The organism is Burkholderia sp. 28_3 (assembly GCF_003253915.1).
GTDB classification, from domain to species: Bacteria; Pseudomonadota; Gammaproteobacteria; order Burkholderiales; family Burkholderiaceae; genus Burkholderia; species Burkholderia cenocepacia.
In genome coordinates, this window is record NZ_QKZF01000001.1 from 35,066 (window position 1) to 58,801 (window position 23,736).

Sequence of the window (23,736 nt, forward strand, 5' to 3'; positions counted from 1 at the left end):
GGACGTTACGGGCGTTACGTCTGACGTAACGTGGGGGAGGGACGGATTTCGGGGGCGGCCGGATAAGGCTTCGGATGGATAACGAACCCTACATCGAACCCTGCCGGGCTTGCCGGGTTTTCTTTTTGAATCAAATGGTTGGCGAAGATTTTTGCCGACATCGAACCCTGCATGGGCAGCCGAAAAAACGCCGGTCACAGGGCACCCCTCGCCCCGCAGCCGGCGTCCCGTCACATCAAGCCTTCGCGCTATCCGCCGAATCGAACGGCAGCACGTAGTGCCGCTTGCCCGTCGCCGCGAAGATCGCGTTCGCCACGGCCGGCCCGACCGGCGCGACGCCCGGCTCGCCGACCCCGGTCGGCGCCTCGGCCGACGGCACGATATGCACCTCGACCTTCGGCATCTCGGCCATCCGCAGCACGTGGTAGCCGTCGAAGTTGCGCTGCTCGACCTGGCCGTCCTTCAGCGTGATCGCGCTGTGCATCGCCGCGCCGAGGCCGAAACCGATGCCGCCCTCCATCTGCGCGGCGACGATGTCGGGATTGATCGCGATCCCGCAGTCGACCGCGCACACCACGCGCTCGACCTTCACCTTGCCGTCCGCGTCGACCGAGACCTCGGCCACCTGCGCGACATAGCTCTTGAACGCCTCGGCCACCGCGATCCCGCGCCCGCGGCCCTTCGGCAGCGGCTTGGCCGGATCCCAGCCGGCCTTCTGCGCGGCCAGCTCCAGCACCGCGCGCATGCGCGGCTCCTTCGCGAGCAGGTCGCGGCGGAACGCGTACGGGTCCTTGCCGGCCGCGTGCGCGGCTTCGTCGATGAACGCCTCGACCGCGTAGGCCGTATGCGAGCTGCCGACCACGCGCCACCACAGCACGGGCAGGCCGACCCGGGTGGTGGTGAGCTCGACCGACACGTTCGGCACCGCGTAAGGCAGGTTCGCCGCGCCCTCGACCGACGTCGCGTCGATGCCGTTCTTGACCATGAACGCCTCGAACGGCGTGCCGGCGAGGATCGACTGGCCGACGATCCGGTGGCGCCAGCCGACCAGCCGGCCGTCCGCGGTCAGGCCCGCGTCGAGCTTGTGGAAGTACATCGGCCGGTAGAAGCCGCCCTGGATGTCGTCCTCGCGCGTCCACTGCAGCTTGACGGGCTTGCCGTCCGCGCCGAGCGCCTTCGCGATCGACACGGCCTCGACGACGTAGTCCGACCACGCGTTCGCACGCCGGCCGAAGCTGCCGCCCGCATACAGCGTATGGATCTTCACCTGTTCCGGCTTCAGCCCGGCCGTTTTGGCCGCGTTGCCCTGGTCGACCGTCTGGAACTGGTCGCCGGCCCAGATCTCGCAGCTGGTCGGCGTCAGCTTGACGACCGCGTCGAGCGGCTCCATCGGCGCATGCGCGAGATACGGGAATTCATACGTCGCGCTGATCTTGCGCGCGGCGCCGGCGATTGCCGCATCGGCATCGCCGTCCTTGCGCGCGGATGCGCCCGGCTTCTCGGCGAGCTGCCGGTATTCGCGCATGAGCTCGTCCGAGCCGCGCTTTTCCGCCTTCGTTTCGTCCCATTCGACCTTCAGCGCGTCGCGGCCCTGTTTCGCGGCCCAGAAGCCCGTCGCGACGACCGCGACGCCGCCCGGCACCTGCACGACCGAGACGACGCCCGGCACGGCCTTCGCGGCGGTCGCGTCGAACGATTTCACCGTCGCGCCGAAGCGCGGCGGCCGCTGCAGCAGCGCGACGCGCATGCCGGGGAACGTCGTGTCCAGCGTGAAATGCGCGGTGCCGTTCGATTTCGACGACCCGTCGACACGCGGAATCCGGTGCCCGATCAGCTTGAAATCGGCCGGCTGCTTCAGCGTGACCTTGTCGGGCACGGGCAGCTTCGACGCATCGGCGACGAGCGTGCCGTACGCGGCCGTCTTGCCGCTCTTCGCGTGCGAGACGACGCCGTTGGCGGTGGTCAGTTCGCCGGCCGGCACCTTCCAGCGGGCTGCCGCGGCCGACACGAGCATCGCGCGCGCCTTGCCGCCGGCCTCGCGCAGTTGCTGCCACGAGTTCGCCATGGCCGAGCTGCCGCCCGTGCCCTGCATCGTGCCGAACGCGAGGTTCGCATAGCGCTTCGCATCGGCCGGCGCGCTTTCGACGCGCACGCTCGACCAGTCGGCGTCGAGCTCCTCGGCGACGATCGTCGCGATGCCCGTATAGGCGCCCTGGCCCATTTCCACGTGCTTCGCGATGACCGTGACGGCGCCGTCCGGCGTGATGCGCAGGAAGGCGTTCGGCGCGAAATCGCCGGCCGGCGCGGTGGCGGCGAGCGCGCGGCGGCCGAGGCCGGCCCAGTCGAAGCCGATGGTCAGGCTGACGGCGGCAGCGGCCCCCGCGGCCTTCAGGAACGTGCGGCGCGACGGGCGCACCGAACCGGGGTTGTCGAGTTCGATCGTCATGGTCAGGCTCCCAGCGTCGCGGCCGCGTCGTGGATCGCGGCCCGGATGCGGGCGTAGGTCGCACAGCGGCAGAGGTTGCCGTTCATCGCGGCGTCGATGTCCGCGTCGGTCGGCTTCGGGTTCTGTTCGAGCAAGGCGGTGGCCGACATGATCTGGCCGGACTGGCAATAGCCGCATTGCGGCACCTGCAGCTTGACCCACGCGGCCTGCACGGCCTGCGCGGGCTTGCTCTGCAGGCCTTCGATCGTCGTGACGTGCTTGCCCGCGATGCCGGCGAGCGGCAGCACGCACGAGCGGACGGCCTGGCCTTCGAGATGCACCGTGCACGCGCCGCACTGCGCCATGCCGCAGCCGAATTTCGTGCCGGTCAGTTCCGCGTGTTCGCGAATCGCCCAGAGGACGGGCATCGACGGATCGGCGTCGAGCGTGACGTTCTTGCCGTTCAGGACAAACGAGGTAGGCATGTTGTTGTCTCCGTGGGGAAAACCCGGCATGCGCCGGGTTAGCCGGCAGTGTGCGCGAGGCATCGTTTTTTGCGTCTACCCAATCCTGCAAATTTATTGAACAATCCTGCAAATTCCCCGCACGCCGCGAGCCGTTTCGCTATGCTCGCGCGACACGGGAAATCATTCGAGGAAGCGTCATGGACATGACCGATATCGTGGCGTCGCGCGAATCCGGGCGGCGCGAACTGGCGTCGCTGATCGGCCGTTTCGCGCCCGCGGACGGCTCGCACTCGACCGCCGTGCCGGGCCTGATGCTGCATCGGCACACGCGGCCGGTCGATCTCGGCTGCGGCGTATCGCGCGCCGCGCTGGTGATCGCCGCGCAGGGCGCGAAGCGCGTGATCGTGGCCGGCCAGGCTTACGAATACGACACCCACAATTGCCTGATTACGTCGATCGACTTGCCGATCCTGTCGCGCGTGACGCGTGCGTCGCCGGATGCGCCGTACCTGTGCCTGTCGCTGACGCTCGACCCGCAGCGCATCGTCGAGCTGGCGGCCGAGATGCGGCTGCCCGAGCCCGACGCGGGCCCGGAGGGCGAGGGGATCGCGCTCGCGGAGCTGACGCCGCCGCTGCTCGATGCGGCGTTGCGGCTGCTGCGGCTGCTCGATACGCCGGCCGACATCGCGGTCGTCGCGCCGCTGATCGAAAAGGAAGTGCTGTACCGGCTGATGATCAGCGGGCAGGGCACGCGGCTGCGGCACATGGCGATCGCGGGCAGCCAGACGCACCGGATCGCGCGTGCGATCGAATGGATCCGCGATCACTTCGCGGAGCCGATGCGCGTCGAGTCGCTCGCGCAGGCGGTCAACATGAGCGTGTCGTCGCTGCACCATCATTTCAAGCACGTGACGACGCTGAGCCCGTTGCAGTACCAGAAGCAGCTGCGGCTGCACGAGGCGCGGCGGCTGTTGCTGCGGCAGGGCGGCGACGTCGGGTCGGTGGCGGCCGTGGTCGGCTACGAAAGCGCGTCGCAGTTCAGCCGCGAATACAGCCGGCTGTTCGGCGCGCCGCCGATGCGCGACGTCGTGCATCTGCGCAAGAAGGAACTGCTCGGCTGACGGCCGGCCGCTCGCCGATCGTCATTTCGCGACGACCGTCGTCTGCAGGAACGCCGGCGCGATCCGCCAGTCCGGCACATAGTGCGCGGGCCACGCGCCGGGCGTGTCGACCGCGTTGAAGTAGACCACCGCCTTCAACAATGGATAGCGCCACAGCGAGCGCTGGAATTCGTCGAGTTCCGCGCGCTTGCGCGCGTTCGACCCGTCGACGCCGAGCTCCGCGACCATCACCGGCAAGGCGTAGTCGGCCACCCGTTCGTACTTGGTGCGCAGGATGCTCGCGGCCGAGAACCGGCCGCCGGGCGGCCAGATCGCGCAGCGCGGGCAGTCGAATACCGACAGGCCGACTTCGTCCACATAGCCGCGCCCCGGGAAATAGTCGCCGAGATTGCGGTTGCCGGCCGGCGACCACACGAAGCGGATCTGGTCGGTCATCGTGCGGCACGCGGTGACGACGCGCCGGTACGCATCGACGTAAGCCGAGGCATCGCCGACGGCCCACGGATAGCGTCCGGTGTCCGTCTCCATCTCGTGGCCCCATCGCACGAACACCGGCCCCTTCAACGCGGCGAGCGCCGAGCAGGTCGCGGCGATCCGCGCGTCGTAGCGGCCGCGCGCGATATCGGCGAGCAACGTGCCCGGTCGCGTGCCGTCCGCCGCCCACGGCTCGACGGTCAGCATCAGCGAGCGGTTGCGGGCTTGCGCGGCCCGGTATGCGTTGCCGATTTCCGCGTCGATATCGGGCGCGTTCCACGACACGAATACATGATCGAATGCGATGCCCGGCGCGGCCGCGAGCGCGTCGTCGGGGTCGTAGGCGCCGAGCGCGGGCTGCTTCACCGGCTCCCCCGCCGCGGGTTCGACCATCGCGACGACCGGCACGCCCGAGCGCCACATCATCGCCTGCCAGCCGTGCGGTGCGCGCAGCCCGATGGCCGTCAGCAGCATCGCCAGCGCGAAGACGAACAGCGCGTTGCGCACGGGCAGGCGGCTGACGAACATCTGCGTGAACGTCGACGCGTCGAGTCCTTGCTCCTTGCCGTGATGCACGGCGATGACGGCGGCGATCACGAAATACAGGATGCCCGTCAGCGTCGAGAACAGATAGAAGCCGGCCGCGTTGCGCGGATTCTCGATCGCGACCACCGGCAGGCTGCAGAACAGCGAGATCAGCAGGTAAGGCGCGACGACGCGCAGCGGCGCGTCCTGCTCGACCATGCCGCCCTTCGGCGTGACCTTGAACGGAAATTCCTTGCCGCGCACGCAGTCGAGCAGCGCCGACACGCAGCCGAGCACGACCCACGGCCAGCGCGCGAACACGAACGTGAGCCCTTCCCACGACAACAGCTTGGTATTCAGCGGCCGGCACGACTGCGTCGAATGCGTGGCCCACGTCACGACGCACAGGATCAGCACGGTGAGCGGCAGCGCGTAGGTGAGGTACGTGAGGTAGTCGACGTGCGCCCACACGCGGCCGGTCAGCAACGCGACGACCGGAATCACGACGCTGCCGGCCATCGCGAGCGCGCACAGCGGATACCACAGCTGGCAGAACAGGAACTGCGCCTTCAGCTTCAGCGGCAGGCCCATGAAATAGCGGCGCGTGTAGCGCAGCATGATGATCATCACGCTCTTGGACCACTGGAATTCCTGCGTCGCGAGATCGCCGAACGTGCGCGGTCCTTCGCCGTTCGCGATCGCGTTCAGCGCATGCATGCCGCGCCAGCCCTTCGCGTTGAAGATCATCGTGGTCGAGTGATCCTCGGCGAGTTCGGGCCCGAGCCCGCCGATCTCGCGCAGCGCGCGGCAGCGCACCGCGTAGTGCGAGCCGATGCACAGCGGCGCGAGGCCGCCCGCGTAGCCGGCCTGCATCGTGCCGTGCAGCGGCCCTTCGACGTTGACGCGGCCGCGCGCGCTCCAGCTGCCGGCCGCATTGCTGTCGCAGATGCTCGGGGCCGACACGTAGCCGACGTCCGGATCGACGAACGGCCGCAGCATTTCCTCGAGATAGGTGCGGGTCGGCACGTGGTCGGCGTCGAGCTGCGACACGAAATCGTAGTTGTCGTAGCCGACCCGGTCGTAGAAGTACGCGAGATTGCCTTCCTTGCAGCGGGTCCGGCGCGGCCAGCTCGCCCGGTGATACGCGGCGATGCCGCGCCGCGTCGACACGAACACGCCGTGCTCGCGGCACCAGTCGAGCGTGGCGGGCGACGGGTCTTCATCGGCGAGCCACGTGTCGTGCGGATAGGTCTGGTCGAGCATCGCGAGCAGCGTCGTGCGCACGATGTCGAACGGCTCGGACGGCGCCTTGGTGACGACCATCGCGACGCGCCAGTCGCGCGGCACGGGCAGCGCGGGGTTCGGCACGACCGCCGAGCGGATGATGAAGATGAAATAGCCGGGAATGAAGGTGGTCCAGAACAGCACGAAGCAGTTGACGCCGAAGCGGAACGCATCGACATAGTGCTCGTCGCGCAGCCACCAGCGCCAGAAGATGCCCAGCGCGACGAACCAGCCCAGCGCGAGGATCTGGAACACGATCCGGGTCCCGCTGTCCATCAGCGGGACCACGAACGGAACCGCCGCGTGCCGCGCATCGGCGCGACCTGCTTCGGTGTCCGGCGCGTCCGTGGTATCGGCGGTATCCGGCGCAAGCGCACCGGCAGGCGACGCAACCAGCTTCTTCATGGTGCTCTCCCGTCAAGGTCGGACCATCAGTGCTGAAGCAGGCCGCGCTGCGGCCGGGTGTCCGCGCTCGCGTTCGCGGGTTCCGCGGCCGGGTCTGCCGGCGAGCGCTCGCCGCACGAGCGGCCCACGCGTTCGTAGCGGCGAAAGCCGCTGTCGGCGGCCAGCCGTTCGCTGAACAGGTTGCGCATGTCGAGCATCACGGGGTCGGCCATGTGATCCGCGAGGTCGGCGAGATCGAGCGTCTCGAACGCCTTCCATTCGGTCATCACGACGACGGCATCTGCGCTGCGTACCGCATCGACCGCGGAGCCTTCCATGAACACCTGCGGCAGCAGCCGCGACGCCTCGTGCGGACGCGCCGGGTCGTACGCGCGGATATGTGCGCCGGCGCCGACGAGCAACTGGATTACGTCGATGCTCGGGCTTTCGCGCACGTCGTCGGTCTGGCCTTTGAAGGTGAGGCCGAGCACCGCGATGCGCTTGCCCTTGATCGAGCCGCCGCACGCGTTCTCGATGCGCCGGAGGATCTGCTCCTTGCGCAGCGCGTTCGATTCGATCGCCGCGCTGACGATGCGCAGCGGCACCGCATGCAGGGAGGCCGTCGCCTTCAGCGCGCGCGTGTCCTTCGGGAAGCACGAGCCGCCCCAGCCGGGGCCGGCTTTCAGGAACGACGCGCCGATGCGCCGGTCGAGGCCCATCCCGTTCGCGACCAGCTCGACGTCGGCGCCGACCGCTTCGCACAGGTCGGAGATCTCGTTGATGTAGCTGATCTTCACCGCGAGAAACGCATTCGCCGCGTATTTGACGAGTTCGGCCGTCTCGATCTCGGTCGCGAGCACGAGATGGCCGGCCGCTTCCAGCGGCGCGTAGATCGCCTTCATGATCTCGATCGCACGCGGATGCTCGGCGCCGAACACGATGCGATCGGGATGCATGAAATCGTCGATCGCCGAGCCTTCGCGCAGGAATTCCGGATTCGACGCGATCGCCGCGTCGACGCCGTCCGGTGCGCAGCAGTCGACGATCTGCGCGACGATCCGGTTGGTGCCGACCGGCACCGTCGACTTGGTGACGATCACCGCGAAGCCGGTCAGGTTCGCCGCGATTTCCCGCGCGGCCGCCTCGACGTATTGCAAATCCGCGTGGTCGGTGCCGGGCAGCGTCGGCGTGCCGACCGCGATGAACACCGCATCGCGATCGCGCACGCTGGCGGCGAGGTCGCTGCTGAAGCGCAGCGTGCCGCGTTCGACGTTGCGGGCGACGACGGCGTCGAGGCCCGGTTCGTAGATCGGCATGCGGCCTTCGTTCAGCGCGTCGATCTTGCCGCGATTGTTGTCGATGCAGACGACGTCATGCCCGAGCTCGGCAAGGCATGCGCCGCTGACCAGGCCGACGTAGCCCGTACCGACGATGGCGATCCGCACATTCATGGTTGTTCCCCTGGGTGGCTTGTGACGACGCTTGCGTCGTTACCTGCTGGATTCGCGTTGCCGCTCCTTCTGAAACCACGCCGCAGCGTGTTCGACCATCGGCTCGATCGCGGTGAAGCGGGGCCGCCAGCCGAGCACCCGCGCGGCCATCGTCGCGTCGGCGTACAGCGCGGGCGGATCGCCCGGGCGGCGCGCGGCCAGCACCGTCGGCACGCGGCGGCCGGTCACGGCCTCGACCGCGCGCAACGCGGCGAGCACCGACGTCCCGTTTCCGGTGCCGAGGTTCAGCGCGACGCTCGGGCCGCCGCCGCACAGATAGGCGCTTGCCTTCAGGTGGGCGTCGGCAAGGTCGCTCACGTGCACGTAGTCGCGAATCGCCGAGCCGTCCGGCGTCGGGTAGTCGGTGCCCATTACCCGGAATGCGTCGCCGGTGCGCAGCGCCGCGCGGATCGCCAGCGGCAGCGCGTGCGTTTCCGGTGCGTGGCATTCGCCGATCGCGCCGTCGGGGTCCGCGCCCGCCGCGTTGAAGTAGCGCAGCGCGATCCATTTCAGCCCGTACGCGCGTTCGAAATCGGCGGCCATCCGCTCCATCGCGTACTTCGTGAAGCCGTACGGATTGATCGGCCGCTGCGGCGTGCGTTCCGAGATCGGCAGCGTCTCCGGAATGCCGTACGTCGCGCACGACGACGACATCACGATCCTGCCCACGCCGGCTGCGCGCATCGCGCTCAGCAGCGTGCAGGTGCCCGTCACGTTGACCGTGTAGTAGCGCTCGGGCGCGAGCACCGATTCGCCGACGTAGGCGAGCGCGGCGAAATGGATCACGACGTCGGGCCGGTGCGCGGCGAGCGCGTGCGACAGCGCATCGCCGTCGAGGATGTCGGCCGCGACGAGCGGCCCCCAGCGGACCGCGTCGCGATGACCGGTCGACAGGTTGTCGTACGCGACGGGCTCGTGTCCCGCTTCCGCGAGCGCCTTGCACGTATGGCTGCCGATATAGCCCGCTCCCCCTGTCACGAGCACTTTCATGCGACCGCTCCGGTCCCGCGCAGCACCGGCGCGAGCCACAGTTCGCGGCTGAAATAGTCGACCGTGCGGCGCAGGCCTTCGTCGAGATCGATCGCCGGCCGCCAGCCGAGCTCCGTCGCGGCGACCGAAATGTCGGGCTTGCGCTGGTGCGGATCGTCGATCGGCAGCGGCCGGAACACGATCTCCGAGGTCGAGCCCGTGATCGCGAGGACTTGCTCCGCAAGTTCGATCATCGTGAATTCGCCGGGATTGCCGATGTTGACCGGTGTGCCGACGTTGCGCGGGGCGTCCATCAGGCTGAAGAAGCCGTCGATCAGGTCGCTGACGAAGCAGAACGAGCGTGTCTGCCGGCCGTCGCCGTAGATCTCGAGCGCGGCGCCATTGAGCGCGGCGACGATGAAGTTCGACACGACGCGGCCGTCGCGCGGCGACATGCGCGGCCCGTAGGTATTGAAGATGCGCGCGACGCGCACGTCGACGCCGTGCGAACGGTAGTAGTCGTAGCACAGCGCCTCGGCCGCACGCTTGCCTTCGTCGTAGCACGCACGCGGGCCGATCGTGTTCACGTTGCCGCGATAGGTTTCCATCTGCGGATGGACGCCGGGGTCGCCGTAGATCTCGCTGGTCGACGCCTGGAACACGCGCGCGCCGGTCCGGCGCGCCAGCGCGAGACAGTGGTTCATGCCGAGCACGTTCGTCATCATCGTGTGGACCGGATCGATCTGGTAGGTGGGCGGGGAGGCCGCGCACGCGAGATTCCAGATTTCATCCACCTGCAGCTGCGGCAGGCCGAGCGACACGTCGCCCTTCACGAATTCGAACCGGCCGGACGCCTTCAGGTCGGCGACGTTGAGCTTGCGTCCCGTCAGCAGGCTGTCGACGCAGGTGACGAACGCGCCTTCCATGACGAGCCGTTCGCAGACGTAGCTGCCGAGAAAACCTGCGCCACCCGTCACCAGTACGCGCCGGCCGGCGCGCGTGTCGATCGCGACCCTGTCATTCATCGCTTTCTCCTTCGTCGAGCATCTCCAGGAACCACACGTCGATGTACTCGACGGCGTCGCGCACCCGTTCCATCCCGCTGCACGGGTATCGCTTCGGCGGGCGCCGGTCCGCATGTACCGATGTCGACGAAGCGCCGCGACAGGCGCTCCGGTTTCGCTGACAACCCCGTTGATGCTTGAACGACGCAAGCGTCGATCGATCGGTGGTGATCTTCATCGCCTTTTCCCCGACACGCTGATTGACGAGGGGCCGCCGCTTGTATGTCGTGTGCCGTGGCGTGCCGCTCGGTGAGAGCCGGACATCAGGCAATCGGCATGCCATGAATGACGAAGTCCCGCTGGATGCGGGCGTGGCCGCGCAATGGCCGTTCGGCACGCGCGTTTGTGTTTCATGCGTGAATCGTGGGGACAGGGAAGCGCCCGTGGCGATCGCGGGATCGATACGGTTCGATACGACGAAACGCGCGTCGAATCAGGCTTTTAAGACATTGAAGGCGTGAAAGCGGTTTTTAATCGGCATGTTTCAGTGATGAGAATTAGGCGGATAACAGATCGAAAACGTCTCTTCAATGAATTGCTCATCGAGGCCAGGCGATGAAAGGTGAATCGAACGGAAATGAAAAAATGATGCGTACGTTTTTGCCGGGATCGCTGGTTTACATTTGTTTTAATTATTACGCCTGCAACGTGCCGGAAGGCAAGCTTTTTTCACCGGATGATCGTGTGGGTATTTTCACGGATGAATCAAATTCGTTTCGTATTTCGGGGTGAACCCGTGTTCCGGTCGTATCGGCGGCCGTTCGGCGGGGATCATCGAGCGCCGGGATCCCCGTCCGCCGGGGGGGATGGACGGTTGCCGGCATGCCGCAACACGCGGTTTGTCAGTGGAAACGCGCGAACCGTGGGCCGGGTGTCGACGGCCGCTTCTCAAGTTTGAAACAACCGTTCGCAGGGGCGTCCGGGGTGCCTCGGCACGCCGGATTCGTCCGTCAAATCACGGCATTACGTCGCAGTGTTCAATGATCGCTGCCAAGTGCATCCCGTTATCGCGATACATTCCTGAAACAAAAAATGCCGTTCCGGGTGAAATCGTCAGGGCTGGCGGTCGCATGCGGCGCGCAATGCGCGGTGGAATATCGCGTGGCATGCAGTTTGCAACATGGGACGCACCGGCGAGCGGTCGACACGATGCAACAACGATGTGGGGGCGGCCAGTTCGTCACGAGCCAGTCGGGGAAGCGGCGATGAACACTATAAGCAGTGGCTTGATCCGCGCGATTCTTGCGCACCACAGGGGTAGTCGGAACGATCGGGGTAGTGCTCGCGACGCAGTGCCAGCGTCGTGGCTCGCGCGTTGCCGATTTCCCGCCCTCCGCGCGCGCCGCGTGCTGGAGCGGTTGTCGCTTCGCGCGGCAACCCGGCGACAGCGGCGCTCGACTTCATTCAGCGTTCCCGGATGGGGCATGTCGTTCGTGCCGAACAGCGTGGCGCCGATTCCTCTTCAACCGTGCAGAGCCGTTTCGATCGCGCCGGGTCAGTGCCGGCGCCGGCCGGACTAGATCGAACGCGCGTCGGCCGGGTTATCCGGAAGGCCTTTCTTCGTCAGCTCAGGGAGCAGACATGTCGTCTGGCTGCAATGCAGGCCCGTCGTCGCCCGGATGAAGGGCGCACGTCGCGCGGGCGCTGAATTTTGCGGTTGTAAATATATTCGCTGATTTTCAATTCCGGAAACGGGTGCCAGTGCCGGCATCGGTTTTCGACGGGGTATTGAAAATCGCGAGCCGGAAAGGTGTGCTCGCCATTCCGGTTAATTTCATCAATGGTGTTTTGAGAACATTTTAATGTTCATAAAAATAATAGAAAACACCTACTCAGAAATTTTGGACAACTTAAAAACATAAAACTAGACTTCGGCTGGCCAAAAATAAAAACGCCATTTACGAGTAAGCAATAGCTTATTTATTAGATAGTGATCCTTATTTTTAAGGATTGCTCGAGGCAGGAAGATTGATGGCGTGCGATCTTCCATGCTCATTCTCTCCACGCCGTTATGGAGTCGACCATGAAGAAGCTTCTGATTGCAGCAGCAGTTCTGGCGGTTTCGGGTGCAGCGTTCGCCGGCAGCGGCACGGTGTCGAGCAGCAACTCGTCGAGCGGTGGCCAGACGATGGCAGGGGTCGCCGGGTTCGGCCACTTCTCCGCGACCGATTCGGGCTCGGCACTCGGCGCAGCCGGCGCAACGGCCGGTGGCGGCAGCAGCGGTTCGATCTCGTACACGAACCACACTCAAACGTCGACGGTCGGCGGCTTCGGCTTCGGCGGCGCACAAGCGGGCGGCAGCAGCGGTGCGAACGCCGGCTCGATCGGCTGGACGTATCACCACTAAGCCGCGACGCGTAGCGTTCGTCATTGGCTGGCGGTACGGATGCCGGGTTTCGTCCCGCGAGGGCGGGCCCGGCTCCGCCACCGTCGAACTTCCTCACAGCAAGGAATTGCTATGAAAGCCAAAGTCATTTTAGCGACAGCGCTCACCGTCATTTCGTCCGCTGCGTTGGCGGCCGGATCGTCCACGACCAACCAGACGCAATCCGTTGCGGCGGGTGTTTCCGGTTCGGTGCTGGTCGGCTCCGGCAGCTATACCAGCAATTCGACATCGACGGCCGGCGCGAATGCAGGAAGTACCGTGACGCCCAGCGGCTCCGCCGGCACGGCGTCCGCTTATCACAACTCGACTTCGACGGCCAGCGGTTCGGGCACGAACGGGGGCGCGTTCGCGGCAGGCGGCGGTATCGGTGCCGCAGGCTCGTTCGCTGGAAACGGCAGCACGAACGAGAACGCGAATGCGCTTTCGGGAGGGGTGACCGCCACGATCGTACTCGGCGCGAACCACTACACGGCCACGGGCGCGAACGACCACGGCAATGCCAACGCGGGTGCCGCGGGATGGACGGGCAGTGGCGGATCGGGCGCGATCGCGGGCTCGAATCACTACAACTCGTCGACCGTGTGGAGTACCGGTCCGGCCGGTTCGCCGTCCGCATCGGGCGGAAGCCAGGGCGACTCGAGCGCGACCGGGAGCAGTCATTAGTCAGGTGTGGAGGGGACCAGTTTCCCAGCGACGCTGGTCTCTTTTCCGCATTGTTGTCACGTAAGGAGTTGGCATGAAGCAGAACCTGATTGCCGCCGCTCTGATGCTCGCGTCTCTGACGGCGTATGGCGCTGACCGTGCTGCCGATGGTGGGCAATCGACTATGCAGACGTCAAACAACCCTGACCAGACAACCAAACCGTCAGAACAACAAACGCTTTCGTCGGGCAGTGCCATCGGCGGACCGGACACCCAGCAGTGGCAGGGCGTGTCGGCCGGCTCGTGGTCCCAGCTGGGCAGCGGCTGGAAGCAGTTCGGGGAAGCAGCGAAAACTGAAGGCATTCAGGGGAATTAGTACGGTTGCCTGGGTGGAGGACAAACCTCGTCCGGAGAGTGAAATGAACAGCAACAGGATCAAGGTGGCATGTGCGGCGATGTTCGCGATGACCACGATCGGTGCACAGGCACAAACCGCCGATTCGACGTCGAGCGCGCAGTCGTCGACATCGTCGACGGCCATCAGCCAGGGCGGCGGCTCGAGCATGAACACGAATACGACCAGCTCGCGCGGCGGCAATGCCACCAGTTCCAGCGGTGTGCGCGGCAGCGGCAATTCGAGCGTGAACGTCAACGTGACGCTGCCGTCCAGCACGGCCGGCGGCAACGTGACGCCGCAGAGCACGAACGCGCTCGCGGCCGGCGCACCCGGCACCAGCCCGTACAACACCCAGGCGACGGAAAACGTCAATTACTCGGGCACGCAGACGATCAAGACGAACCCGTCGATCCAGGCGCCCGGCCTCACGACCACGCTGTCCGATACCTGCATGGGCTCGGTGAGCGTCGGCGTGTCGTTCCCGGGGTTCGGCGCGACGGGCGGCACGACGCTGGTCGACCAGGCCTGCGTGCGGCGCCTCGATGCGCGTGAATTTCGCGCGATGGGGCTGACCGACGTGGCGCTCGCGCTGCTCTGCCAGAGCGATGCGAACCGGCGCGCGGTGGAAGCGACCGGGCACCTGTGCCCGGGCACGACCGCGCCGCTCGCGCGTTCGAACGTGGCGCCCAGCGTCGAAGCGACCGTCGCGGACGACGTGAAGTATCGCGATCCGATCGTGCGCGACCGGATGGGCCTGCCGCCGCTCGGCTCGGCCGCGCCGGCGCCCGCACCGACGCGCCCGATCGAGACGACGTCGATGCGCGCGGCGCCCGTTTCGGTGCCGGTACCGGTGATGGCGCCGGTCGCCGCGGCTCCGGCCGTCGCCGCGGCTGCTCCGGCCGTCGCAGTGCCGACGGTTGCCGCCGCAGTTCCGGCGGCCGCGGCACCGGCTGCTGCTGCCGCGCCTGCCGTCGCCGCGGCACCTGCCGCGTCGGTGGTACCGGCGGCCGCAATGGCCGCCGTGCCGGCGGCAGCCGTCATCGCCGCGCCGGCAGTGGCAGACAAGGCATCGCCCGCCCCCGCCGCACCGGTCGCCGATACGAAGGCGCCGGAGCCCGCGCAGCCGGTCGCGGACAAGGCGCCCGAGCCCGCGCCGGCCGTGGCCGACCAGGCGCCGGAGCAGGTCCCGCCGGTCGCCGACAAGGCCCCGGAGCCGATGCCCGCCGCGACCGACGCCGCGCAAGCCGCGGGTGAGCCGGTGGCCGAACCGATGCCGGCGGCAGCCGTCGTCGCGGCACCGGCCGCCGACGCGAAGGCTGCCGAGCCCGCGCCGCAGGCAGCCGCCGAAGCGCCAGCACCGGAGCCCGCGCAGCCTGCCGTTGCCGCGGCGCCCGCCGACCTGCCGGCCGCCGACGCGAAAGTGCCGGACGCGGTCGAAGCCGCTGGCACGGCGGCTGCACAAGCCGCCGCCGGCACGCCGGCGCTGACCGATCCGGCGCAAGCGTTGCCACCCGCCACGGTCGACCAGCAGGCCGCACCGGCAGCACCGGTCGCGCCGGCGCCGACCGTCATCTCGACGAGTACCTCGTCGTGAGCATGCGGGCCGGTTTGCCGTGCGACCGGAGCGCGGGTCGCACGGCAGGCGTTCGGCCCGATGCCCGACCGTCTTTTCCGGTTTGACGGGTGTTGTGCCCATCCCCGAGGTCAACACCTCTTTTTGCGTGACGAGGATGCAAGGAGGCCTCAATCATGAGGATCTTTTTGGTCGCTTTGTTGCTGGCCAGCGTGCAGGCCGCTGCGCAGTCGGTTTTCCAGAATCCCGCGGTCTTCGTCATCCTGAGCGAGCAGACCCTCGCGAACGCCGCGAGCGTCCAGCAGGCGCTGTCGACGCTCGGCCGTCCCGACAACACGGCATGCGCGCCGATGATGATGATCGGCGACCCGCAGATGGTCTACATGGTGCCGGAAGCCGGTCACGCGCCGTCGTGGCAATCGCCGGTGTACGGCCGCGGCGCGCCGTTCGACGCGCAGACCGGGCCGAAGTCGACCGGCAAGACGGTCGGCGCGATGCAGCACACCGAGGACATGCAGACGCAGCCGTGGAGCGACGGCAGCGCGATCACGCAGAAGATCGCGGGCGAGTCGAGCGTCACCGCGGCGGACCGGGTGAACGAATGGCGGCATACCGGGCTCGACAAGATCGAGACGGCCCGCGCGTCGGACGTGACGGTAAACGGCAAGACCTACCGCGCCTATCGCGACGATCTCAACGGATCGGCGAAGCCCGTCATCGAGCCGCAGATCTACACGCAGCGCGTCGTGTTCTGCCGCTGACGCATCGGATGACGCGACATCGATTCGAGGACGGAGCGGCGCCGCGCCGCGGGACCACGGGCCCCGCCGCGCGCGATCGGGCAACGGCCGCTCCGACACACAACCTTATGCGGCGAGGCAATCGTGAACCATTGCTGTCAGCTCAGCATGTCGGGCGCGGAGGATGTCGAACGGGAGGTGAGCACGCTGCCGTTCCTCGCGGTCCGGCGCAATCATGTCGCGCCGTCGCGGCCGCTCGTCTACCTGTCGCAGCAGCACGATGCCGCGCTCGTCGACGTGCTCGCGGCGCGCGGCTGGGAAGTGTGGCGCGCCAAAACCGTCGCGGACGCGCTGAATCTCGTCAAGGCGAACCGTCCGCATGCGGGCATCGTCGATTTCGGCAGCTTCGCGTCGCCTGACGTCGCGTCGTTCGAGACGCTGCTGCGTGACCCGCGCGTCGGCTGGGTCGCGCTCGCCGACGGCGAGCGGCTGCGCAACATCACGATCGCGCGGCTGATCCGCCATTGCTGCTTCGACTACGTGCGCAATGCGGCGGCCTACACGACGATCGTCTATCTCGTCGGCCATGCATACGGGATGCTCGAGCTCGCGGACGGCGACCCGGCCGCGGAGGCCGCGCCGCCCGACGGCGCGATGATCGGCGCGTGCGGCGCGATGCGCCGGCTGTTCGCGACGATCCGCAAGGTCGCGAATAACGACGCGAGCGTGTTCATCGCCGGCGAATCCGGCACCGGCAAGGAGCTGACGGCGGCGGCGATCCACCGGCAGTCGTCGCGTGCCGATGCACCGTTCGTCGCCGTGAACTGCGCGGCCATCCCGACGACGCTGCTGCAGGCCGAGCTGTTCGGCCACGAGCGCGGCGCGTTCACCGACGCGCACCAGCGCAAGATCGGCCGCATCGAGTCCGCGCACGGCGGCACGCTGTTTCTCGACGAAATCGGCGACATGCCGTTCGAGAGCCAGGCGAGCCTGCTGCGGTTCCTGCAGGAAGGCAAGATCGAGCGGCTGGGCGGCCATGCGTCGATTCCGGTCGACGTGCGGATCGTGTCGGCCACGCACGTCGATCTCGAAGCCGCGATGCAGGCCGGGCGATTTCGCGCCGACCTGTACTACCGCCTGTGCGTGCTGCGGATCGACGAGCCGCCGCTGCGCGTGCGCGGCCGCGACATCATGCTGCTCGCCGACGACGTGTTGCGGCGCTATCGCGACGACGGCTCGTACCGGATTCGCGGCTTCACGCCGTGCGCGATCGAGGCGATCCACAACTATCGGTGGCCCGGCAACGTGCGGGAACTGATCAACCGGATCCGCTTCGCGGTCGTGATGACGAGCGGCCCGCTGATCTCGGCCGCCGATCTCGAGCTGCATCCGTACACGTCGCTGCGGCCGCCGACACTCGCGCAGGCGCGCCGGCAGGCCGAGCGGCACGCAATCGAGGAAACGCTGCTGCGTCACCGCCATCAGCATGCGGACGTCGCGGCGGAGCTCGGCATCTCGCGCGCGACGCTGTACCGGCTGATGATCGCGCACGGGCTGCATAGCTGACGTGCCGTGACGCACCCGCTCAAGACCGCGCGGCGGCAGCCGTTAAGACATGAACCGGCCCGGCCGGCACGCGTGCACCGACCTGCGCGCGGCCGGCACGCGGCGCATCACGCTTATCCGAGGTCATCGTGGCAGAGTGCAGTCAGTGCGGCAGGACGTTCCTGGTCGGCGGACGGTCGATCGACGGTCGCCGCTATTGCAGCCCGGCATGCGCGCATGCGCATCCGGTCGTCGTCGAGGCCGAACGGGTGCCCGACGCGAAGGTCCGGCAGTACGTCGACGACTGGCGCTACGGGCCATGCCCGATTTGCCGGCGCGAAGGGCAGCCGGTCGACGTCCATGCGTCGCATCGCGTCGTGTCGCTCGTGTTCGTCACGCGCTGGGCGACGCGGCGCCACGTATGCTGCCGCCGCTGCGGGCGCAGGAAGCAGGCGGTCGCGCTGCTCGCGTCGGCCACGCTCGGCTGGTGGGGGCTGCCGTGGGGCGTCGTGCTGACGCCGATCCAGCTCGCGCGCAACCTGCTGGGGCTGGCCGCGCGCGACCCGGAGGTCGCGACGCGGCAGTTCGAGGAATTCGTGCGGCGCAAGCTCGCCGCACGCCGGCTCGCGCGCGCGGAGCGGGGCGCCGACACCTGATCGAGTGCGTCGGCGCGCCGTGCGGGCTCAGGCCGGCCGTTCGAAGCCCGATGCGACCCAGCGTTCGGCGCTGGCCTTGTTGAGCTTGAATCCGGCCGACACCTTCGCGTCGGCCAGCAGCTCGCCATACGGATCGACAGCCTTGAGCTGCGCATACGGCTCGAACTCGTCCGGCACGATGTCGAGCGTCACCGACACGTCCTGTCCGGCTTCGTCCTGCACCGTCACCTCCTTGTGCAGCATCGCGCGCCGCTGCTGTTCGTGCCGCATCAGCACTTCGGTCGCGGTCTTCACGAGCGTGCGGAACGCATTCGCGTCCATCGGCTTCGGATTCTTCTTGTCGCGGCCCATGGTCCACGGACCGACGAGCGCGGGCTCGGACTCGCCGTCCTTGACCATCTCGACGGCCCAGCCGTCGTCGTCTTCGTTCTTGATGATGCGGGCCGTCCAGCCGTTGTCGCGCCAGAGGCCGTCTTCGTGGATGGAGGTGTCGGATTGCAGGTCGGAATCGGTCATGAGGAAAGCGGGCAGTACGGGCAAGCCGGCGAAGGGGCGTGGCGCGCGGCCGGCAGCGGCGCGTCGCTCGCCGCCGGCGGGCCGGGGTGGCATGCAAACGCGCAATTTTACCCGCTGGGCGGCGGTGCGGCGCGCAACGCTGGCCGTCGGGCCGATGCCGCGACGGTCGATCGCCGGCTGCCGGGCGTTGAACCGGCGCAAATATCAAACCCGTATTACGTCTGCGGCCGCCAATTCGTACGCCGTCCGATATCGCGCCCTTGCGCACGTTCATAGAATCGACGTTCAGGCTAAAAATAGCCTGAACGTCCTTTCAACGCCCAACCGGTCGCGCGCGTTCCGCGTGGCGCGGCGGTGAACCATCAGGAAACTGCGCATGAGGAAATTCAATGTTCGCATCGTCGTCGCGTACGACTGGCCGTTGACGCTGGCCGGCATCGAGCAGATCGCAGGCAGCACCTGCGCGATCGAGCTCGTCGCGGTCTACCGGAGCGCGGCCGAACTGGTCGCGTCGCTCGGCGGCGTCGACTGCGACGTCGTGCTGGTCGACTATGCGATTCCCGGCGACGAGCAGATGGACGGCCTCGCGCTGTTCGACTGGCTGCGCCGCATGCGGCCGAACGTCGGGATCGTCGTGCTGGTCGCCAACGAGAATCCGCTGATCTTCCGCTCGATCCTGGGGATTGGCCGCGTGAGCGTCGTCAGCAAGCTCGACGAGGTCGGCCATATCGTCACGGCGATCCATTCGAGTTACAGCGGCGGCGCCTATCTGTCGCCGTCCGTCCGGCGCGCGGTCGATGCACTCGGCACCCGCGGCGACCCGCCCGTGAAGCTGTCGGCGCGCGAGATCGAGGTGATTCGACTGTATCTGTCGGGCGTGCCGATCAAGACGATCGCGCAGCGCCTGAGCAAGGGCAAGCAGACGGTCAGCGCGCAGAAGATCAGCGCGATGAAGAAGCTCGGCGCGAGCAACGACGTCGAGCTGATTCAGCGGGCGGCGGGGCTGGGGCTCGGTAGCGGGGAGGCCGCGCGGCGGGCGGGCAGCGCGGCGTGAGGGGCCGGGCGGGACGCCGTCAGGCCGGCAACGCGAACCGCGTCACCGCGTCGCGCAGCGCCTCGGCCTGATCGCGCAGCGAATGCGCGGCCGCCGCGGCCTGTTCGACGAGCGCCGCGTTCTGCTGCGTGACCTGGTCCATTTCGCCCACCGCGCGGTTGACCTGCTCGATCCCGGCGCTTTGCTCGCGGGACGCGTGGCTGATTTCGTCGAGGATTTCGTTCACGCGCCGCACCGACTGCACGATCTCGGCCATCGTCTCGCCTGCATGCGTGACGAGCGTCGCGCCGTGCTGGACCGTCTCGTTCGACGATACGATCAGCGACTTGATCTCCTTGGCCGCCGTCGCCGAGCGTTGCGCGAGCGAGCGCACTTCGGCCGCGACCACCGCGAAGCCGCGGCCCTGTTCGCCCGCGCGCGCCGCTTCGACGGCCGCGTTCAGCGCGAGGATGTTGGTCTGGAACGCGATCCCGTCGATCACGCCGATGATGTCGCCGATCTTGTGCGAGCGGTCGGTGATCTCGTTCATCGTGCGCACGACGTCGTCGACCACCGCGCTGCCGCGCGTCGCGACCTGCGCGGCCTGGCCGGCGAGCGACGCTGCCTGCGCGGCGCTGTCCGCGTTCTGCTTCACGTTCGCGGTCATTTCATCCATGCTCGATGCGGTCTGCACGAGCGCGGCCGCCTGTTCCTCGGTGCGCTGCGACAGGTCCGTGTTGCCGGAGGCGATCTCGCTCGCGCCGACGTTGATGTTCTCGGTGCCCATCCGGACGCGCGACACCATGTCGATCAGCCCGCCCTGCATCGTATGCAGCGCATGCAGCAGGCTGCCGCGATCGTCGTGCTTCACCGTCACGCGCGCGGTCAGGTCGCCCTGCGCGATGCGCTGCGCGGCGTCGAGCGCCACTTCGAGCTCGCCGCCGAGGTTCGCGCGCACGCTTTTCAGCACCAGCACCATCACGGCGGTCGCGATTGCACCGAGCACGGCCGTCATCGCCAGCCAGCGGCCGACGCTCGCGAGCACCGCCGAGCGCACGTCGTTCATGTACATGCCGGTCACGAGATACCAGTCCCACGGCGCGAAGCGTTGCACGGCGCTGGTCTTGTCCTGCGGCTTGTCCGCGCCCGGCTTCGGCCACAGATATTCGACGAAACCCTTGCCGCCTTCCGCGTTGCCGGCCTTCACGATCTCGACGAACAGGTGCCGGCCGTTCGGATCGGTGAAATTCGACACGTCCTTGCCGTTGAGATCGGACTTGATCGGATGCATCACGATCACCGGCTTCGAATCGTTGATCGAGATATAGCCGTCTGCACCGTAGCGCATCGCGGCGATCGCCTCGAGCGCCTTCTGCTTCGCTTCGGCTTCCGGCAGCGCGTTCTGCTGCGACAGCTTGTAGTAGTGATCGGTCACGCTCGCGGCCTGCGCGACCAGCGACGCGAGCTGATCGCGGCGATCCGCGATCATCGAGGTACGGGTCTGCCATGCGCCCAGCCCGGCGATCACGAGCAGGCCGAGCCACAGGATGACGATCATCGAGGCGAGTTTCTGATTCAGGGAGAGAGTGCGCATGGTAGGAGGTCGGTCAGTCGTGGAAGCTCGCCGGGTCGGCGTGACGGGATAAGTCTCTTGACGGCGCGCCATGCGTGTCGCCGTAGACGGGAAATCCCTTAGAGGCGGCCATTTCCACATGCCCGGGACGCAAGCGCGGGCATCTATGCATATGCATAACAGCGGCCGCTATACTGTCGGGCGATGGCGTGCGCGCCGCGCCCGCACGGGCGGCGGCGCGACGCCGAACCAAACCGAAGGGAGGCAACGATGCGGATTCTGGTGGTAGGGGCCGGCGCGGTCGGCGGATACTTCGGCGGCCGGCTGGCCGCGGCGGGGCGCGACGTGACGTTCCTGGTGCGCGACGGCCGCGCCGCGGCGCTCGCCCGCGATGGCTTGCTGATCCGCAGCCCGCGCGGCGACCTGACGCTCGCGAACGTGCAGACCGTGCGCGCGGGCGACGCGGGCGCTGGCGTCGCGCCGTTCGACCTCGTGCTGCTGAGCTGCAAGGCGTACAGCCTCGACGACGCGATTGCGTCGTTCGCGCCGTTCGTCGGGCCGCAGACGCTGATCCTGCCGATGCTCAACGGGATGCGCCACCTCGACGTGCTGCGCGAGCGCTTCGGCGCCACGCAGGTGCTCGGCGGGTTGTGCGTGATCGCGGCGACGCTCGATCGCGAGCAGCGCATCGTGCACCTGAACGACACGCACGGCGTGTCGTTCGGCGAGCTGGCCGGCGGCGAATCGCCGCGCGTACGCGCGGTGGCCGACGTGCTCGGCGGCGCGGGCTTCGATGCCACGCTCAGCGACGACATCGCCGCGCGGATGTGGGAGAAGTGGGTGTTCCTCGCGACGCTCGCCGCGAGCACGTCGCTGTTTCGCGGGTCGATCGGCGACATTCTCGCCGCGCCGGACGGCCGCCGCCTGCTCGAAACGATGCTCGCGGAATGCAGCGCGATCGCCGAATGCAACGGCCACCGGCCCGACCCGGCGGCCAGCGAGCGGATGCAGCGGATGGTGCTGACGCCGTCGCCGCTGACCGCGTCGATGCTGCGCGACGTCGAGAACCATGCACGCGTCGAAGCCGATCACGTGATCGGCGACCTGCTCGCGCGGCGCGACCCGCAGGCGGCCGATACGCTGTCGCTGCTGCGGATCGCGTACAACTACCTGAAGACGTACGAGGTGCGCACGGCGCGCGAGCACGCGGCGGCGTAAGCCGGCGCGGGCGGCCGTCCGCGCCGTTCCGCGCTGCAACAAATTTGCCGTCCGGCACCGTTTATGGCCGGATTGCGCAAAAAAGTATCGGAAATCAGGCGTAAAGTTGGTGGAGCCGCGCGCTCGATCGACCTACATTGCTTCCCATGCGACCGGTCGCATCGCCGCGCGAGACACGCGGCGATGCGCGCACCGCCGAACAGGCCGGCCAGCGAACCATGGGAATGGAGACGCCAACATGATGCACCCCGATCTCGAAGTGGTCGAAGTGCGACGCGACGAGTCGTTCAAGGTCTGGTCGCATGGCTATCCGTATCGCACGATCCGCTGGCATTTCCATCCCGAATTCGAGCTGCACCTGATCGTCGCGACGCACGGCAAGTATTTCGTCGGCGATCACATCGGTTCGTTCGGCCCCGGCCATCTTGTGCTGCTCGGTCCGAACCTGCCGCACAACTGGGTCAGCGACATGGCCGAAGGCGAAACCGTCGAGCGCCGCAATCTCGTGATCCAGTTCGATCCGTCGTTCGTGCGCCGCTGCATGGACGCGTTCCCCGAATGCCGCGACGCGCAGGCGCTGCTCGACGATGCGCGGCGCGGGGTCGGCTTCGACGCGGCGACGAGCGCCGCGATCGCCCCGCTGTTCGATGCGTTGCTGACCGCGCGCGGGATGCGCCGCATCGCGCTGTTCATGACGATCCTCGAACGGCTGTGCGGCGCGGCCGAACGCACGTTGCTCGCGAGCCCCGCGTACGACCAGGCCGACGTCACGCCGACGCGGCTCAGTCATGCGCTGTCGTATATCGGCAAGAACCTCGCGTCCGAGCTGCGCGAATCCGATCTCGCGCAACTGACCGGGCAGAGCGTCAGCGCGTTCTCGCGCGCGTTCCATCGCCACACCGGCATGCCGTTCGTCCAGTACGTGAATCGTCTGCGGATCGAATCCGCGTGCCAGATGCTGCTTGCCGACGACGCGAGCATCACCGATATCTGCTTCCAGGCCGGCTTCAACAACGTGTCGAACTTCAACCGCCAGTTCCGCGCGGTGAAGGGGATGGCGCCGTCCGAATTCCGCGCGCTGCAGCGCCTGAACGCGCGCAGCCGCGAGCTGGCGCTGCATGCGGCGCCGACCGGCAATCCGCTGCCGCCGCGCGTGCTGACGCCCGGCGCCCCGGAGCTCGTGCCGCAGCCCGGATGATCGCCGGGCCGTTGCTCGCCTGAGTTTTCCTAACCGTTTCACCCCGCCGATCGCGC

At 67.7% G+C, this 23,736-nt stretch carries 22 protein-coding genes; 13 read left to right on the forward strand and 9 right to left on the reverse strand.

Annotated features, from left to right (window positions below; genetic code table 11):
• Window positions 1-235 precede the first annotated feature (235 nt).
• Both DFS13_RS00125 and DFS13_RS00130 read right to left on the reverse strand, forming a co-directional pair.
• Complete coding sequence (locus DFS13_RS00125; protein ID WP_034202115.1) at window positions 236-2,446, reverse strand: xanthine dehydrogenase family protein molybdopterin-binding subunit; 2,211 nt, start codon at window positions 2,444-2,446, stop codon at window positions 236-238.
• A 2-nt stretch (window positions 2,447-2,448) separates the two neighbouring features.
• Complete coding sequence (locus DFS13_RS00130) at window positions 2,449-2,910, reverse strand: (2Fe-2S)-binding protein (protein ID WP_034202116.1); 462 nt, start codon at window positions 2,908-2,910, stop codon at window positions 2,449-2,451.
• A gap of 179 nt (window positions 2,911-3,089) precedes the next feature.
• On the opposite strand from DFS13_RS00130, the gene DFS13_RS00135 reads away from it, so the two are divergent.
• A complete protein-coding gene (locus DFS13_RS00135) occupies window positions 3,090-4,013 on the forward strand; it encodes an AraC family transcriptional regulator (protein WP_006485801.1) in 924 nt (307 codons plus the stop codon).
• A 21-nt stretch (window positions 4,014-4,034) separates the two neighbouring features.
• On the opposite strand, the gene DFS13_RS00140 is transcribed toward DFS13_RS00135, so the two are convergent.
• From DFS13_RS00140 to DFS13_RS40685, 5 genes are read right to left on the reverse strand one after another with little or no spacing between them, the layout of a single operon-like run.
• On the reverse strand, window positions 4,035-6,701 hold the full coding sequence (locus DFS13_RS00140) for a glycosyltransferase (RefSeq protein WP_034202117.1): 2,667 nt from the start codon (window positions 6,699-6,701) through the stop codon (window positions 4,035-4,037).
• 26 nt (window positions 6,702-6,727) lie between these two features.
• Entirely contained in the window at window positions 6,728-8,131 is a 1,404-nt protein-coding gene (locus DFS13_RS00145) for a UDP-glucose/GDP-mannose dehydrogenase family protein (protein WP_034202118.1), read from the reverse strand.
• Window positions 8,132-8,170: 39 nt separating this feature from the next.
• The gene (gene galE, locus DFS13_RS00150) at window positions 8,171-9,160 is read right to left on the reverse strand and encodes a UDP-glucose 4-epimerase GalE (RefSeq protein WP_034202119.1); all 990 of its coding nucleotides are present in this window, start codon (window positions 9,158-9,160) and stop codon (window positions 8,171-8,173) included.
• Window positions 9,157-10,164: a UDP-glucuronic acid decarboxylase family protein gene (locus DFS13_RS00155; RefSeq protein WP_006491006.1), complete on the reverse strand. Its 1,008-nt coding sequence runs from the start codon at window positions 10,162-10,164 to the stop codon at window positions 9,157-9,159. Before DFS13_RS00155 ends, galE begins: the two co-directional genes overlap by 4 nt.
• Window positions 10,157-10,381: a hypothetical protein gene (locus DFS13_RS40685; protein ID WP_230204603.1), complete on the reverse strand. Its 225-nt coding sequence runs from the start codon at window positions 10,379-10,381 to the stop codon at window positions 10,157-10,159. Before DFS13_RS40685 ends, DFS13_RS00155 begins: the two co-directional genes overlap by 8 nt.
• Window positions 10,382-10,758: 377 nt before the next feature.
• Between DFS13_RS40685 and DFS13_RS40160 the strand changes: the two genes are divergently transcribed.
• The 8 genes from DFS13_RS40160 (at window position 10,759) to DFS13_RS00205 (ending at window position 18,142) form a co-directional block, all read left to right on the forward strand.
• On the forward strand, window positions 10,759-10,935 hold the full coding sequence (locus tag DFS13_RS40160) for a hypothetical protein (protein ID WP_162838545.1): 177 nt from the start codon (window positions 10,759-10,761) through the stop codon (window positions 10,933-10,935).
• Between the two features lie 1,291 nt (window positions 10,936-12,226).
• Window positions 12,227-12,550, forward strand: coding sequence for a hypothetical protein (locus DFS13_RS00175; RefSeq protein WP_006491010.1), 324 nt, complete (start codon window positions 12,227-12,229; stop codon window positions 12,548-12,550).
• A 111-nt stretch (window positions 12,551-12,661) separates the two neighbouring features.
• Window positions 12,662-13,252, forward strand: a complete 591-nt coding sequence (locus tag DFS13_RS00180) for a hypothetical protein (protein ID WP_006491002.1) — start codon at window positions 12,662-12,664, stop codon at window positions 13,250-13,252.
• A gap of 73 nt (window positions 13,253-13,325) precedes the next feature.
• Window positions 13,326-13,607, forward strand: a complete 282-nt coding sequence (locus tag DFS13_RS00185; protein ID WP_006491003.1) for a hypothetical protein — start codon at window positions 13,326-13,328, stop codon at window positions 13,605-13,607.
• 43 nt (window positions 13,608-13,650) lie between these two features.
• The gene (locus tag DFS13_RS00190; RefSeq protein WP_034202121.1) at window positions 13,651-15,222 is read left to right on the forward strand and encodes a hypothetical protein; all 1,572 of its coding nucleotides are present in this window, start codon (window positions 13,651-13,653) and stop codon (window positions 15,220-15,222) included.
• Window positions 15,223-15,377: 155 nt separating this feature from the next.
• Window positions 15,378-15,962 (forward strand): hypothetical protein, encoded by a 585-nt coding sequence (locus tag DFS13_RS00195; RefSeq protein WP_006496160.1) that lies wholly within the window; start codon window positions 15,378-15,380, stop codon window positions 15,960-15,962.
• Window positions 15,963-16,109: 147 nt separating this feature from the next.
• Window positions 16,110-17,507 carry a sigma-54 dependent transcriptional regulator gene (locus DFS13_RS00200; protein ID WP_111441268.1) on the forward strand — a complete coding sequence of 466 codons (1,398 nt, stop codon included), beginning with the start codon at window positions 16,110-16,112 and terminating at the stop codon, window positions 17,505-17,507.
• A 128-nt stretch (window positions 17,508-17,635) separates the two neighbouring features.
• Complete coding sequence (locus tag DFS13_RS00205) at window positions 17,636-18,142, forward strand: hypothetical protein (RefSeq protein WP_034202123.1); 507 nt, start codon at window positions 17,636-17,638, stop codon at window positions 18,140-18,142.
• Between the two features lie 27 nt (window positions 18,143-18,169).
• Here DFS13_RS00205 and DFS13_RS00210 read toward each other — a convergent pair whose 3' ends face one another.
• Complete coding sequence (locus DFS13_RS00210) at window positions 18,170-18,658, reverse strand: hypothetical protein (protein WP_034202124.1); 489 nt, start codon at window positions 18,656-18,658, stop codon at window positions 18,170-18,172.
• On the opposite strand from DFS13_RS00210, the gene DFS13_RS00215 reads away from it, so the two are divergent.
• Complete coding sequence (locus DFS13_RS00215; protein WP_153260033.1) at window positions 18,657-19,016, forward strand: hypothetical protein; 360 nt, start codon at window positions 18,657-18,659, stop codon at window positions 19,014-19,016. The two genes, DFS13_RS00210 and DFS13_RS00215, sit on opposite strands and share 2 nt — an antisense overlap.
• Window positions 19,017-19,034: 18 nt before the next feature.
• Window positions 19,035-19,712: a response regulator transcription factor gene (locus DFS13_RS00220; protein WP_006482022.1), complete on the forward strand. Its 678-nt coding sequence runs from the start codon at window positions 19,035-19,037 to the stop codon at window positions 19,710-19,712.
• 19 nt (window positions 19,713-19,731) lie between these two features.
• Here DFS13_RS00220 and DFS13_RS00225 read toward each other — a convergent pair whose 3' ends face one another.
• Window positions 19,732-21,285, reverse strand: a complete 1,554-nt coding sequence (locus DFS13_RS00225) for a methyl-accepting chemotaxis protein (RefSeq protein ID WP_034202125.1) — start codon at window positions 21,283-21,285, stop codon at window positions 19,732-19,734.
• A gap of 249 nt (window positions 21,286-21,534) precedes the next feature.
• Between DFS13_RS00225 and panE the strand changes: the two genes are divergently transcribed.
• On the forward strand, window positions 21,535-22,482 hold the full coding sequence (gene panE / locus DFS13_RS00230; protein ID WP_034202126.1) for a 2-dehydropantoate 2-reductase: 948 nt from the start codon (window positions 21,535-21,537) through the stop codon (window positions 22,480-22,482).
• Window positions 22,483-22,720: 238 nt separating this feature from the next.
• Complete coding sequence (locus DFS13_RS00235; RefSeq protein WP_006485849.1) at window positions 22,721-23,680, forward strand: AraC family transcriptional regulator; 960 nt, start codon at window positions 22,721-22,723, stop codon at window positions 23,678-23,680.
• Window positions 23,681-23,736 lie beyond the last annotated feature (56 nt).

Excerpts from the sequence above, each read along its gene's own strand:
- DFS13_RS00125 (WP_034202115.1), bottom strand. The coding sequence starts at position 2,446 with ATGACGATCGAACTCGACAACCCCGGTTCGGTGCGCCCGTCGCGCCGC.
- DFS13_RS00130 (WP_034202116.1), bottom strand. The coding sequence starts at position 2,910 with ATGCCTACCTCGTTTGTCCTGAACGGCAAGAACGTCACGCTCGACGCC.
- DFS13_RS00135 (WP_006485801.1), top strand. The coding sequence starts at position 3,090 with ATGGACATGACCGATATCGTGGCGTCGCGCGAATCCGGGCGGCGCGAA.
- DFS13_RS00140 (WP_034202117.1), bottom strand. The coding sequence starts at position 6,701 with ATGAAGAAGCTGGTTGCGTCGCCTGCCGGTGCGCTTGCGCCGGATACC.
- DFS13_RS00145 (WP_034202118.1), bottom strand. The coding sequence starts at position 8,131 with ATGAATGTGCGGATCGCCATCGTCGGTACGGGCTACGTCGGCCTGGTC.
- galE (WP_034202119.1), bottom strand. The coding sequence starts at position 9,160 with ATGAAAGTGCTCGTGACAGGGGGAGCGGGCTATATCGGCAGCCATACG.
- DFS13_RS00155 (WP_006491006.1), bottom strand. The coding sequence starts at position 10,164 with ATGAATGACAGGGTCGCGATCGACACGCGCGCCGGCCGGCGCGTACTG.
- DFS13_RS40685 (WP_230204603.1), bottom strand. The coding sequence starts at position 10,381 with ATGAAGATCACCACCGATCGATCGACGCTTGCGTCGTTCAAGCATCAA.
- DFS13_RS40160 (WP_162838545.1), top strand. The coding sequence starts at position 10,759 with ATGAAAGGTGAATCGAACGGAAATGAAAAAATGATGCGTACGTTTTTG.
- DFS13_RS00175 (WP_006491010.1), top strand. The coding sequence starts at position 12,227 with ATGAAGAAGCTTCTGATTGCAGCAGCAGTTCTGGCGGTTTCGGGTGCA.
- DFS13_RS00180 (WP_006491002.1), top strand. The coding sequence starts at position 12,662 with ATGAAAGCCAAAGTCATTTTAGCGACAGCGCTCACCGTCATTTCGTCC.
- DFS13_RS00185 (WP_006491003.1), top strand. The coding sequence starts at position 13,326 with ATGAAGCAGAACCTGATTGCCGCCGCTCTGATGCTCGCGTCTCTGACG.
- DFS13_RS00190 (WP_034202121.1), top strand. The coding sequence starts at position 13,651 with ATGAACAGCAACAGGATCAAGGTGGCATGTGCGGCGATGTTCGCGATG.
- DFS13_RS00195 (WP_006496160.1), top strand. The coding sequence starts at position 15,378 with ATGAGGATCTTTTTGGTCGCTTTGTTGCTGGCCAGCGTGCAGGCCGCT.
- DFS13_RS00200 (WP_111441268.1), top strand. The coding sequence starts at position 16,110 with ATGTCGGGCGCGGAGGATGTCGAACGGGAGGTGAGCACGCTGCCGTTC.
- DFS13_RS00215 (WP_153260033.1), top strand. The coding sequence starts at position 18,657 with ATGAGGAAAGCGGGCAGTACGGGCAAGCCGGCGAAGGGGCGTGGCGCG.
- DFS13_RS00210 (WP_034202124.1), bottom strand. The coding sequence starts at position 18,658 with ATGACCGATTCCGACCTGCAATCCGACACCTCCATCCACGAAGACGGC.
- DFS13_RS00220 (WP_006482022.1), top strand. The coding sequence starts at position 19,035 with ATGAGGAAATTCAATGTTCGCATCGTCGTCGCGTACGACTGGCCGTTG.
- DFS13_RS00225 (WP_034202125.1), bottom strand. The coding sequence starts at position 21,285 with ATGCGCACTCTCTCCCTGAATCAGAAACTCGCCTCGATGATCGTCATC.
- panE (WP_034202126.1), top strand. The coding sequence starts at position 21,535 with ATGCGGATTCTGGTGGTAGGGGCCGGCGCGGTCGGCGGATACTTCGGC.
- DFS13_RS00235 (WP_006485849.1), top strand. The coding sequence starts at position 22,721 with ATGATGCACCCCGATCTCGAAGTGGTCGAAGTGCGACGCGACGAGTCG.